Raw genomic sequence first — 12,374 nt, 5'->3', positions numbered from 1 at the left:
AACAGGGTGCAGGAGGTGTCAACGGCATGAGTGCCGAAAATTCCCTGAAAACCGGTTGCCGAATCACAGTCAACGGCAACGAGCTGGACTTTGCCGGTCCGCCGCATTCCAACGCGCTGGACTTTCTGCGCAACCAGGGCCTGGTGGGCAGCAAGGAAGGCTGCGCCGAAGGCGAGTGCGGGGCCTGCGCAATTCTGCTGGCGCGCACCGATGCCCAGGGCAGCCGCTGGACCTCGGTCAACGCCTGCCTGGTTCCCGCCGCTGCGCTCGATGGGCAGGAGGTGATCACCGCCGAAGGGCTGGGCACGGTGGAGAAGCTGCACCCGGTCCAGCAGGAGATGGCCGATCGCGGCGGCTCGCAATGCGGGTACTGCACCCCGGGCTTCATCTGCTCCATGGCGGCCGAGTACTACCGGCCGGAGCGCTCGGCCCAGGGCGCGACCGGGGATCCGGCACAGCACGAGTGCGGGCCGAACGGCTTTGACCTGCACGCGCTGTCCGGCAACCTGTGCCGCTGCACCGGCTATCGCCCGATTCGCGATGCCGCCTACGCGCTGGGCGAGCCCGAAGCCGGCGATCCGCTGGCCGCACGGCAGGAAGGCAGCGCACCGGCGCCGGTGGCCACCGACCTTTTTGCCGCCGATACTCCCAGCGGTCAGCTCGGGCGCTTCCGCCGGCCGGCCACACTGGCCGAAACCCTGCAGATCCTGGCCGATGAGCCGGCGGCCACCGTGGTGGCCGGCAGCACCGACTGGGGTGTCGAGGTCAATATCAAAGGCGCTCGCGCCCGCAGCGTCCTGGCCATCGACCGGCTCGAGGAATTGCGCCAGATCCGCTGGGAGAAGGACTTCTTGGAGCTCGGCGCGGGCTTGTCGCTCAGCGAGCTGGAACGGCACCTCGCCGGCAAGGTGCCGCTGCTGGGCCAGCTTTTCGGGCAGTTTGCCTCCCGGCTGATCCGGAACTCCGCTACCCTGGGCGGAAACCTTGGCACCGGGTCGCCGATCGGCGATACCCCGCCGGCGCTGCTGGCCCTGGACGCGCAATTGGTCCTGGCCAGCGTCCAAGGCCAACGCGTGGTGGACTTGGCGCAGTATTTCACCGGGTACCGGCAGACCATCCGGACTGCCGGGGAGCTGATTGCCGCGGTGCGCATCCCCTTGCCGCTGGCTGCCCTTACCAGCTTCCAGAAGATTTCCAAGCGGCGCTTTGACGACATTTCCTCGGTGGCCGTGGGCTATGCAGTGGAGGTGGAGGACGGCGTGATCGCCACGGCGCGCATCGGCCTGGGCGGCGTGGCTGCGACGCCGCTGCGTGCACGGGCCAGCGAGGCCATGCTGGAAGGCAAGCCGTGGACTATCGAGACCATTCGCGAGGCGGCGGCCGTGATGGCCGGCGAGGGCACCCCCATGGATGACCACCGCGCCAGCGCCAAGTACCGCACCGCCATGCTTGCTTCCTCCCTTGAGCGCTTCTACGCGCAGCAACTAGCGGTGCCAGCTCAAAGCAAGGAGGTGCAGCCATGAGCCAGCTGTCCCAACGTCCCGAAGCAGCCATTGCCGGCCAGCGCCACCGCCATGAATCGGCGGCCGCGCATGTCACCGGCACCGCGCTGTACACCGAGGATCTGGCCCACCGGCTGGCCGGAGTGCTGCACGCCTATCCGGTGCAATCCACCATCGCCCACGCAAGAATCCTGGGCCTCGATGCCAGTGGCGCGCTAGCGGTTCCCGGCGTGGTGCAGGTGATCACCGCGGCCGATATTCCCGGGGTCAACGACCAGGGCGCCAAGCATGACGAGCCGCTGCTTCCGGTGGACGAGGTCATGTTCTACGGCCAGCCGGTGGCGTGGGTGCTCGGCGAAGATCTTGAGGCAGCCAAGGCCGGAGCCAGGGCGGTTTCGGTGGACTATGAGCCGTTGGAATCCTTGATCACGGTGCAGGATGCCATCAAGGCCAGCAGCTTTCACGGAATCCAGCCTGTCATCCAGAAAGGCGACTGGGAAGCAGGTTTCGAGCAGGCCGCCCACGTCTTCGAGGGCGACTTCGACTTTGCCGGGCAGGAGCACTTCTACCTGGAAACGCAGAACTCGCTGGCGCTGATCGATGAGAACGGGCAGCTCCTGATCCACTGCTCCACCCAGCATCCCACCGAAACCCAGGACATCGTTTCGCATGTGCTTGGCGTGCCGGCCCACGAAATCTCGGTGCAGGTTTTGCGCATGGGCGGCGGTTTTGGCGGCAAGGAAATGCAGCCCCACGGCTATGCGGCCATCGCGGCCCTGGGCGCCAAGCTGACCGGGCATCCGGTGCGCGTGCGCCTGGATCGCACCCTGGACATTACGATGACCGGCAAGCGCCACGGCTTTTATGCCACCTGGAAGATCGGCTTCGACGCGCAGGGCCGGATCCTTGCCCTGGACGCCCAGCTGACCGCAGATGGCGGTTGGAGCCTGGATTTGTCCGAGCCGGTGCTGACCCGGGCCATGTGCCATATCGATAATTCCTACTGGATTCCCAACATCCGGGTGTCCGGCCGCGTGGCCAAATGCCATAAGACCTCGCAGACCGCGTTCCGTGGATTTGGCGGGCCACAGGGCATGCTGGTGATCGAAGACATCCTCGGCCGGGTTGCTCCGCAGCTGGGCATCAATGCCAGTCAATTGCGCCGGCTCAACTTCTACACCGAGGGCCAGGACACCCCGTACTACCAGCCGGTGCGCCATCCGGAACGGATCGAAGCTGCCTGGCAGCAGGTGCTCGACGGGGCCGACGTGGCCCGGCGCGAAGCGGAGATCGCCGAGTTCAACGCCAATAGCCGCTACAGCAAGCGGGCGCTGGCGATTACTCCGGTGAAGTTCGGAATCTCCTTCAACCTCACCGCCTTCAACCAGGGCGGCGCACTGGTGCTGGTGTACAAGGACGGCTCGGTGCTGGTCAACCACGGTGGCACCGAAATGGGCCAGGGCCTGCACACCAAGATGCTGCAGGTGGCCGCCACCAGCCTGGGTGTCCCGCTCTCGAGCGTGCGTATTGCCCCCACGCGAACCGACAAGGTGCCCAATACCTCGGCGACCGCGGCAAGTTCGGGCAGTGATCTGAACGGTGGCGCGGTCAAGGACGCGTGCGAGCAGATCCAGGGCCGGCTGGCACAGGTGGCCGCCGGGAAACTGGGGGTCCCCGCCGCGGATATCCGTTTTGCCCACGGCAAGATCACCGGGCTGGGCAAGGCCGAAGTGCTTGAGTTCAACGACGTGGTGCGCGAAGCCTACATGCAGCGCATTCAATTATCGGCGGCCGGGTACTACCGGACCGAGGGGCTGCATTGGGATCTGTCGCGCATGACCGGCAGCCCGTTCAAGTACTTCGCCTATGGGGTGGCCGCCAGCGAGGTGGAGGTCAGCAGTTTTGACGGCTCCTATGTGCTGCGCCGGGTGGACATCGTCCATGATGTGGGCGACTCGCTCTCGCCGCTGATTGACCTGGGGCAGATCGAAGGCGGTTTTGTCCAGGGCACCGGCTGGCTGACCTTGGAAGACCTGCGGTGGGATACCTCCGACGGTCCGGGACGTGGACGCGTGGCCACCCAGGCGGCCAGCACCTACAAGATCCCGAGCTTCTCCGAGATGCCCGAAGTCTTCAACGTGGCCCTGCTGGACAAGGCCCACGAAGAGGGCGCGGTATACGGATCCAAGGCGGTAGGCGAGCCGCCGTTGATGCTGGCGTTCTCCGTCCGTGAGGCCTTGCGCCAGGCAGTGGCCGCCTTCGGCCCGGAAGGATCTTCAGTTCAGCTGGCATCGCCGGCAACTCCTGAAGCGGTGTTCTGGGCTATCGACTCGGTGCGTGGGTAATCATGGAAACGTGGATTGACGCGGTCAGCACCTTGCGCAGCCAGCGGCGGGCTGCGGTGCTGCTGACCGTCACCGCGGTGCGCGGGCATGCTCCACGTGAAGCCGGTGCCAAGATGGTGATTTCCGAGGATGAAACCTTTGGGACGGTGGGAGGCGGCAACCTGGAAATGGCTGCCATCGCCCGTGCCCGCCAGCTGATCGGCCAGGGGAGCACCGCCCCGGAAACCATGGAGCTGCGGCTAAATGACAAGGCCCCGGCCACCTATGGCCGGCAATGCTGTGGCGGGGAAATCAAGCTCTTGCTTGAACCGTTGCCGGTCCCGGAAACGGTGGCAATTTTTGGGTTGGGGCATGTGGGCATGGAATTGGCCCGCATCCTCTCCCGCCACCCCATCGACTTGTATCTCACCGATTCGCGCCCCGAAGCCATCGAGGCTGCGGCGCTCTTGCAGCCCAGCGTCGCTACGATCCATGCCCAGGTCGCGGTTATGGGCGAGCAGGTGCTCGGCACCCTTCCCGAAGGCAGCCACGTGCTGATCATGACCCATGATCACGCTGAGGATTTCCACCTGAGCGACGCGGCGCTGCGCTACCGGTCGCTGGGCTCCATCGGGTTGATCGGGTCCAAGGCCAAATGGGCCCGCTTCCGCAAGAATCTGCGCGACAGCGGGCATCGCGAGCAGGAGATTTCGAGGATCCAATGTCCCATTGGGATCCCGGAGGTCGCCGGCAAGCAGCCCGCTGTCATCGCGGTCAGCGTTGCGGCGCAGCTGATGCAATTATTGGGGGATCACGCCGAGAGGAGCGCACCTGGCAACATTGTGGAACTGCCGACAACTCCGGATCGAATCCACCCAGCAATGAACCGAGCTTGATAATGCACCCGGCGCCACGGTAGTGGCTGTGCCTGTCCAAGAGGAGTCCGGTCTGAACTGGACCCTGAAATTTGGACCTGGCAAATAAGAGTCGTGGGCAAAGCGCTTGTCGCGGGGATAGGGACAGCTGACTATTTGTTGGAAAGAGTGAATCGGGAAGGCGAGATATTCAAGACGGACATTAGAGGCTGTGGCGTTGCGGAGTTGTTGATTCTCGAGGCGGTGGCCGGGCTGACGGTCGGTGTTGGAGTCAGGATCTAGTGCTCTGTTGTATGTTCTCAGGGGCTCAGTGTTGACTAGTGCACCTGTGGCGGGCACTTATCCGATTGGTCGGGCTGCTCAACTGCGCATTCCGGGGCAGGCAAACGGATAGCCAGCGACCATCAGAATGCCACAGCTTGATCTGTCCAGCATTTTCATTGGGCAGTGAGATGCGTTCCATTGTCTGCTGAGGTGAGGAGAAGACTTTGTCCCGGGACGGACACGAGGAGGCTTGCAACCTTCACTGAATTCTCAGCACCCTTTGCTACGGTACGACTTAGGAATAGCGTTGAGACGGCAAGAATTTCAGTAGATCTGTAACGAAGTTTCATTATTACTCTTCTGGAATTTTTATTCATGATTGAGAGAGCAATGGGAACTGAGTTTTTACTAGCACTCCTTTTCGGAATAGCATTCATAGCAGCGTGTGCTTCGTACGGGCGATACCGCCATGATCAGAAAAACAAAGACCAGTAGGTTTTGCGTTAGTGCTGCCGGTTGCTCAATCGCAGACTGCAGCTGGCCCTCTATTGGGCTGGACATTCTGTCGGGCTACTGAAGCGGACCTCAATGCTTTGATTCGATAGGTAAGGGACTTTGGCATGAGTTCCTATGCCCGATATGCATGGGTCCTGGCATTAGAGCATTAATGTAATGCGTTGATAGTTGTATCTAGCGCGCAGGCAACCAGTTCAGTGGTCAGGGCTTCTAACCAGGTGAATTCTTGGCGCAGAAGTCGCTCGTCCTTTGGCCTTGGGACGCAAGCCACCGTCGCACTGTTCATGATAGAACTGGGCCCACTTGCCCAAGGACCTTGGGGGAACGGCGCTAGTGTAATTGGGCAGGCTCCGACTGGGCCGTCGCTGCCAGGGAACTGGCGAACGATCGCGCGTTTGAATTCGAAGGAATACGCCCGCTTAGTTGGCTTTCGGTCCAACGCTGCACTGCCTCAAAGCTTAAATCGTGCTTCTACACCTTCAACGGACTTCAGATTTATACCTGATCTTGAGGATATCGAGACATGACCGATCCCAATCCCAAGAGACGGACAGCAACAAGACGTTTTTTGGCAGGCAACGAATTATTCTGAGGGACGAAAAGCTCCCTGAAAGTATGGAACTGAACTGGTCAGGTCAACTTTCAGGGAGCCGGGTCACGGTTGAAAAACTTTCCAGAATCTAGCCCAGCTGGGCGGCTTCACGCACCCGGGTGATCTGTTCCGGGCTGACCTGGCAGCAACCACCGATCAGGCGAGCGCCGGCGGCGATCAATTCGGGCACCGCAGATGGCAGGTCATTGCCTTCAGTTCCTGGAACCCAGACACGGGCCTCGTGATCCCAGATTTCGCCGCTGTTCGGGTAGGCCGAGAGTGGCAGCCAGGTTTCTTCGCCAAGGATTTTCAACGCGGCGACTGCTTGCGGCACCGGGCAGCAATTCACGCCAACCCCAGCCCAGACGCCAGAGTCCCGGACGATCTTGGCAGCAGCTCGAAGATCCGAGCCATCGCCGAGCACTACCTGTCCTTGCTCGTTGGCACGGACCGCGAGGCTGAGCACTGCAGGCAGGTCCAGGTCCTTGGCCAGGGAAGTGAGGGCTTCTACCTCGGCAAGGCTTGGCACGGTTTCAAAGATGACAACGTCGGCTCCGGCCGAAGCAAGAATGGCCAGGCGCTCGCGGTGCCACTGGGCCAATTCGCCCGCGTCCAGGCCATAGGCGCCGTCGTATTCGGTGCCGGCACCCGGTCCCGCACCGTAGGGCCCCACCGAGGCGGCGACCCAACGCGCTGGGGCATCGCCATCTGCAGTGGCGGCTTCCCGGGCCAGGCGCACACTGGTGCGCAGCATCGTTTCGAACTGATCGGAAGAGCCCGCGTGGGCCAGGCCGTCACGGCTGACCTGGTAGGAGCAGGTGGTGGCCACCTGGGCGCCGGCTGCAAAAAAGTCCTGGTGCGCCGCACGGACTTCGTCGGGACGGTCCATGAGGATCTGCGCGGACCAAAGTTCCCCGGTGACGTCATTGCCTCGATCGGCCAGATGCGTGCCGAGGCCGCCATCGAGAATGATCGCTGGGGTTCCCTGGTCGTTCAGGGCGTCACGGAAATTACTGGGGTGTTTTGGGGTAGGCACGTCATCTAGGGTACACGGAGAAGGCCTGAATGACCGATCTTGACGATGTGTGACCACACATGACACGCCCGGCCGAAACGGCTGGCCAATCTCGATATCCTGAAGCGCATTCATTTCAGAAGGAGCCCCATGATTCAGAGCACCACCAGCGCCCACGAGACTCCAGAATCAGAGTCCGGCCTGCGAAGAACCATGACCTCGCGCCACCTGGTGATGATCGCCTTGGGCGGTGTCATCGGATCGGGCCTGTTTGTTTCCTCGGGCTACACCATTTCCCAGGCAGGACCGCTCGGCGCGGTGCTCGCCTACGCGGTGGGTGCCCTGGTGGCCTACATGGTGATGAGCGGATTGGGCGAGCTCTCGGCGCGGCATCCGGTGGCTGGCGGTTTCCACGCCCACGCCACCCGTGATCTCGGCCCGGCATGGGGCTTTGCCACGGCCTGGCTCTATTGGCTGTGCTGGGTGGTAGCCCTGGCTAGTGAATTCACGGCGGCCGGCTTGCTGATGCAGCGCTGGTTCCCCGAAATCCCGGTCTGGGTCTTCTCATTGATTTTTGCTGCCCTCTTGTATGCCTTGAATGCGACGAGCTCGCGGGTCTTTGGCGAAACGGAATTCTGGTTTGCGCTGATCAAGGTGGCCGCGGTGCTGCTGGTCATTGTTGTTGGCGCCGCCACGATCATCGGCATCAATCCGGCCAGCGATGCCGGGGTCATCGGCCTGTCCAACTTCCATACCGCAGAAGGATTGTTCCCCACCGGGATCACCGGTGTGCTGGTCACCATCCTGTCGGTGTTCTACGCGTTCAGCGGCACCGAGCTGATTGGCGTCGCCGCCGGCGAGGCGAAGAATCCCCAGCTGAGCATTCCCCGCGCGATCCGCACCGCCGTGGTGCGCCTGACGGTGTTCTTCATTGGCGCCATTGTGGTCGTTGCCGCGATCATTCCCTTTGCCGAAGCCGGTGCGAATGAGAGTCCCTTCGTGACCGTGCTGGATGTGGCCGGCCTGCCAGCCGGTGCCGACATCATGAACTTCGTGATCATCACGGCCTTGCTCTCGGCCGGAAATTCCGGACTGTATTCCTGCGCCCGCATGCTGCATTCCATGGGTGCGGCAGGCCAGGCGCCCAAGGCCCTGTCCCAGACCAATAGCCGTGGCATCCCGATGCTGGCCCTGGGCCTGTCGATGCTCGGCGGACTGGTCTCGCTGTTCTCCAGCTTCATTGCCGCGCAGTCGCTCTTCCTCGCGCTGGTTTCCATTGCCGGCTTCGCGGTGGTGGCGGTGTGGATCGTGATTTGCGCATCGCACCTGTCCTTCCGCCGCCACTACGTCGCCGTGCACGGATCCACCGATTCCTTGCCGTACCGGGCGCCGCTGTTCCCGATTCTTCCGGTCATTGCCCTGGTGCTGCTTGGCGCGTCACTGATCGGCGTGGGGTTTGATCCGGTGCAGCGGCCGGCCTTGTACTTCGGTGTTCCGTTCACCCTCGCCTGTCTGGCCTATTACCGCTGGCGCCACGGTTCTGGGGTGTTCAGCCCGCAGCGTGAAGCAGAAGTGGTGGGAACTAAGTCCACGGCCTAGGAGTTTAAGAGGGTAGACGCGGTCGCAGAGCGATCCGCCGACCTCTCAACAAGGAGTGATAGTCGTGTCCATGTTCAACAAGTTGATCCGCAAGGGCAAGCAGATGGCCGGCGAGTATGTGCGCGAGCAGCTCAGCGAGCGCAGCTCGCAGGGGTCGCAGAAATCGCGCGGTGCTGCTCCCGCGTATTCCCAGCATCAGCAGCGTCCATCCTATGGAAACCAGGGATATTCCAACCAGCGTCCAGCTGCTGCCGGGGTTTCCCGCGAAGACCAGGCGGCTATCGAGAAGTACAAGTACATGCTGCGTACCGCTCCGCCACAGGAGATGGAGCGCGCGCACGCCGAGGCCTTCTCGCGATTGACTCCGCAGCAGCGTGCGCTGTTGCAGTCCGAGCTTTCCGAGCAATTGCCGGCGGCAGAACGCCCGGCCAGCGACCGGCCGCAAGACCTGGCCCGGGCAGCGACGCGTGCCGAGGTGTCACGCCCTGGCTTCATGGAGAAGATCCTCGGTTCGGGGTCGGGACGCTCGCGAATGGCAGGCGGCCTGGCTGCCGGTGCCGGGGGACTCGGCGTTGGCCTGCTTGGCGGAGTGGCCGGTGCATTTATCGGCACCGCGATTGCTGGCCCATTGCTGGAAGGCTTTTCCGGAATCGGCGAGGAATTCGGATCCATGGCTGAAGGACTGGGGGACACCATCTCGGGTGCCGGAGAGCAGATCTCCTCGGCTGGAGAAGGCGCATTCGGCGACTTCCTCGGTGGCGCCGGCGGGGATTTCGGCGACTTCGAATTCTAGCCGGGGTGCTTCCTGCCTTATGGAATGACCCGGCAGCCGGTACCGGGCGCCGGCTCCAGCCAACTGGAAATGAGCCAGGTTGGAGCACGGCGTGCTGGGCCAACCTCAGGAGGCGTCCATCAGGCCGCGGCTATGAGCCAGCGCGGCCGCTTCGGCGCGGGAGTGGACATCCAGCTTCTTGAACAAGTTCCGGATGTGGAACTTCACCGTATTTTCGCTGATTCGCAGCTCTGCTGCGATGGCGCGGTTGCCCTGCCCGGAAGCCAGAAGCTTCAATACCTCGAATTCGCGGGTGGCCAATTTCCAGTGGGCAACATCAACCGCGGAGCTTCGCGGCGCATCTAGCGGGAGCGCTACCGCAACTTCGGTGCCCCACCCCGCGATGGCCGACAGGTTCAGCGTCCCCTTCAGCGCCTGCACTTGGCGCTGGAGCCTTTGGACGACCGGCGCCTGGTGATCCAGCGTGCCGAAGCCGTCATCGCGGACATTGATCAACAGGTTTTTCCCGTCGCAATCCCACTGCGTGCGAATCCTCTGGATCTGCGGCTGCTCCATCATGGCCATGGCCAGCCCGCGGATGATCGAGCGCGCCGCGTGGGCAACCTCGCCCGGCAAAGCCCGCCCATCGGCAGGCGGCTCGATGAACTGCAATTCCACCTCCCCTGCCTCGCTCAGGGGGCGCAAATCATCGCGCAAGCGGCTGAATGCGGTGCCTACCGGTTCTTCAACCAGTCCATTGGTACGGTCATCGAGCGTGCGCAAGCCCACGAGGGTGTTCGCTGCCCACTCGGTGGCCTTCTGGCGCGCGGGGGCATCGGCGATTTGCCCGCTGCGCAGGGTAGCCAGCAGTGCGTCCAGGCTCGCAGAGAATTGATCCACCAGCTCGGTGGTGACCCGCGTGCGCTCGGCAGATACCGCTCTGGATTCGCGCAGGTAGGACGGCGGCGCATCAGCAACTTTTTCCCGGATTCGAGCGGCCGTCAGGTCCCACAAATAGTCAAGCAGATCCCGTGAATCGGCATGGTTGACGGGTGCTTCGCCGAAGGCAGGGTCCACCAGAACAAGAAGCGCATTGCTTGGCAGGTAGCGCAGAACAAGTATTTCGCGCTGCGAGCCAGCGATCAGATCCGTGGCGCGCCAGCGCACCTGTTCGGGATGGGAACGCCGTATGCGCTCCAATTCCTCAACGCTCGCTTTTGACGTGATCGACTCATCCCCGGCCTTCTTTTGCGGCCTGCCCGTGCAATCCTCGGTGAAAATCAGCAGGGCTGAACAACGGATGGCCGGCAACAACGCTGACTGCAGCCGCGGCGCAATTTCCAGCAGCGGGGACGTGGCCAGCAACGAAACTTTCTCCAGCAGATCCCATGGTGCGAGCCGATCGCCTGGCCCGGCAGAAGTGGTGGTGTGCGTCATTGCCATGGGGAGATTCTAATCCAGGTGCCGGCCACCGGCCCACCCTTTCGGGTAGGAAAAACTGCTAGAAGACGGTGTATTACCTACCCGGAGGATTCGCGAGGATTGAAGGTATTCACCCGTGCGAGCTCAGCAAGCCCGCAGCAACCAGCGAAGGGAAAAGCATGAGCGCAGCGCCGGCCGTATCAGCGACAACAGTGGCGGACGAGTCCGTGCTTTCCGCCAGGGATGTTATTCTCGCTGAACTTGCCGCCAGTGCGCGGACCGTGGAAGCATCCCAAGCTGCCCAGGCAGCGCGGATGATCGGCGGGGCACCGCGGGTTTTCCTCACCGGAGCTGGCCGCAGCGGACTTGTGCTGCGCATGGCTGCCATGCGCTTGATGCATCTGGGGCTGAGAGTGCATGTGGTGGGAGAGACCACCACCCCGGCGATCGGGGCGGATGACCTCCTGGTAGTTGCCTCGGGTTCGGGAACCACCTCCGGCGTGGTGAAGAGCGCCGAAAAGGCAGCAAGCATCGGCGCCCAGATCCTGGCTGTGACCACCGACGGCACGTCGCCACTGGCGAACCTGGCTACGGCGACCGTGCTGGTTCCGGCCGTGCGGAAAACAGATCACGGGTCTTCGCTGTCCCAGCAGTATTCGGGCAGCTTGTTCGAGCAGTCGCTATTTGTCCTCACCGAAACCATCTTCCACATCCTCTGGAAGAACACGGATTGTGCGGCGGAAGAACTTTGGACGAGACACGCAAATTTGGAATAAGCCGCCCTGGCCAATCAGGACGGGAATCTAGAGAGAAAGAAGAGAGCTATGAAGATTCAAGTTGCCATCGATTTGCTGACCACGCAGGACGCCTTGGAGCTGGCTGCCAAGGTTGCACCCTACGTCGATATCATCGAGCTGGGGACGCCGCTGATCAAGGCCGAGGGCCTCTCGGCAATCGCCGCGATCAAGAGCGCCCACCCGGACAAGATCGTCTTTGCCGATATGAAGACCATGGACGCCGGCGAGCTGGAAGCCGACATTGCCTTCGCTGCCGGAGCCGACTTGGTCTCCGTGCTGGGCAGTGCAGATGACTCCACCGTGGCAGGTGCGGTGAAAGCAGCGAAGGAACGCAACAAGGGAATTGTTGTCGACCTGATCGGCATCCCGGACAAGGCCAAGCGGGCCAGGGAAGTCATTGCCCTGGGGGCGCAATTCGTGGAGTTCCACGCTGGGCTCGATGAGCAGGCGCAGCCTGGCTACGACCTTAACGGCCTGCTCAACGCCGGAATCGTTGCCGAAGTCCCGTTCTCTGTGGCTGGCGGGGTCAGTATCAAGACGATTGGCGATGTCCAAAAAGCTGGAGCTCAAGTGGCGGTAGCTGGCGGAGCCATTTACAGTGCCGCGGATCCAGCTTTCGCAGCGCGCGAACTGCGCGAAGCCTTGGTCCAAGCCGCATAAGGGGCATTTGCCAAAACAAAGGTGGATTCGCATGGT

9 protein-coding genes are annotated in these 12,374 nt (G+C 62.6%); 7 read left to right on the top strand and 2 right to left on the bottom strand.

The genetic code is table 11. The features are described 5' to 3' along the window. Positions 1-26: 26 nt before the first annotated feature. The 3 genes from AOZ07_RS15020 to xdhC are packed head-to-tail and all read left to right on the top strand — an operon-like array spanning position 27 to position 4,722. Positions 27-1,523 (top strand): xanthine dehydrogenase small subunit, encoded by a 1,497-nt coding sequence (locus AOZ07_RS15020; RefSeq protein ID WP_060702718.1) that lies wholly within the window; start codon positions 27-29, stop codon positions 1,521-1,523. Next, a complete protein-coding gene (gene xdhB, locus AOZ07_RS15015; RefSeq protein ID WP_060702717.1) occupies positions 1,520-3,847 on the top strand; it encodes a xanthine dehydrogenase molybdopterin binding subunit in 2,328 nt (775 codons plus the stop codon). Before AOZ07_RS15020 ends, xdhB begins: the two co-directional genes overlap by 4 nt. 2 nt (positions 3,848-3,849) lie before the next feature. Further along, positions 3,850-4,722: a xanthine dehydrogenase accessory protein XdhC gene (xdhC, locus tag AOZ07_RS15010; RefSeq protein WP_060702716.1), complete on the top strand. Its 873-nt coding sequence runs from the start codon at positions 3,850-3,852 to the stop codon at positions 4,720-4,722. Positions 4,723-6,161: 1,439 nt separating this feature from the next. Here the strand turns inward: xdhC and mmuM are convergent. Further along, positions 6,162-7,109 carry a homocysteine S-methyltransferase gene (mmuM, locus tag AOZ07_RS15005; protein WP_060702715.1) on the bottom strand — a complete coding sequence of 316 codons (948 nt, stop codon included), beginning with the start codon at positions 7,107-7,109 and terminating at the stop codon, positions 6,162-6,164. Positions 7,110-7,238: 129 nt separating this feature from the next. On the opposite strand from mmuM, the gene AOZ07_RS15000 reads away from it, so the two are divergent. Beyond that, entirely contained in the window at positions 7,239-8,687 is a 1,449-nt protein-coding gene (locus AOZ07_RS15000) for an amino acid permease (protein ID WP_060702714.1), read from the top strand. 70 nt (positions 8,688-8,757) lie between these two features. Then, positions 8,758-9,480, top strand: coding sequence for a hypothetical protein (locus tag AOZ07_RS14995; RefSeq protein WP_060702713.1), 723 nt, complete (start codon positions 8,758-8,760; stop codon positions 9,478-9,480). 105 nt (positions 9,481-9,585) lie between these two features. Here AOZ07_RS14995 and AOZ07_RS14990 read toward each other — a convergent pair whose 3' ends face one another. Continuing rightward, positions 9,586-10,902 (bottom strand): helix-turn-helix transcriptional regulator, encoded by a 1,317-nt coding sequence (locus tag AOZ07_RS14990; RefSeq protein WP_335334223.1) that lies wholly within the window; start codon positions 10,900-10,902, stop codon positions 9,586-9,588. Between the two features lie 158 nt (positions 10,903-11,060). Between AOZ07_RS14990 and hxlB the strand changes: the two genes are divergently transcribed. Then, entirely contained in the window at positions 11,061-11,657 is a 597-nt protein-coding gene (gene hxlB, locus AOZ07_RS14985; RefSeq protein WP_060702712.1) for a 6-phospho-3-hexuloisomerase, read from the top strand. Between the two features lie 48 nt (positions 11,658-11,705). Continuing rightward, positions 11,706-12,338 carry a 3-hexulose-6-phosphate synthase gene (gene hxlA / locus AOZ07_RS14980; protein WP_060702711.1) on the top strand — a complete coding sequence of 211 codons (633 nt, stop codon included), beginning with the start codon at positions 11,706-11,708 and terminating at the stop codon, positions 12,336-12,338. The last annotated feature ends 36 nt before the right edge of the window (positions 12,339-12,374 follow it).

Source organism: Glutamicibacter halophytocola (genome assembly GCF_001302565.1).
Classification (GTDB): Bacteria; Actinomycetota; Actinomycetes; order Actinomycetales; family Micrococcaceae; genus Glutamicibacter; species Glutamicibacter halophytocola.
The sequence above is the reverse complement of the archived record's forward strand: the minus strand, read 5'-3'. Positions and strand labels throughout refer to the sequence as shown.

What these genes read in the sequence shown, in the direction of transcription:
- AOZ07_RS15020 (WP_060702718.1), top strand. Translation starts at nt 27, where the DNA reads ATGAGTGCCGAAAATTCCCTGAAAACCGGTTGCCGAATCACAGTCAAC.
- xdhB (WP_060702717.1), top strand. Translation starts at nt 1,520, where the DNA reads ATGAGCCAGCTGTCCCAACGTCCCGAAGCAGCCATTGCCGGCCAGCGC.
- xdhC (WP_060702716.1), top strand. Translation starts at nt 3,850, where the DNA reads ATGGAAACGTGGATTGACGCGGTCAGCACCTTGCGCAGCCAGCGGCGG.
- AOZ07_RS15000 (WP_060702714.1), top strand. Translation starts at nt 7,239, where the DNA reads ATGATTCAGAGCACCACCAGCGCCCACGAGACTCCAGAATCAGAGTCC.
- AOZ07_RS14995 (WP_060702713.1), top strand. Translation starts at nt 8,758, where the DNA reads ATGTTCAACAAGTTGATCCGCAAGGGCAAGCAGATGGCCGGCGAGTAT.
- AOZ07_RS14990 (WP_335334223.1), bottom strand. Translation starts at nt 10,902, where the DNA reads ATGGCAATGACGCACACCACCACTTCTGCCGGGCCAGGCGATCGGCTC.
- hxlB (WP_060702712.1), top strand. Translation starts at nt 11,061, where the DNA reads ATGAGCGCAGCGCCGGCCGTATCAGCGACAACAGTGGCGGACGAGTCC.
- hxlA (WP_060702711.1), top strand. Translation starts at nt 11,706, where the DNA reads ATGAAGATTCAAGTTGCCATCGATTTGCTGACCACGCAGGACGCCTTG.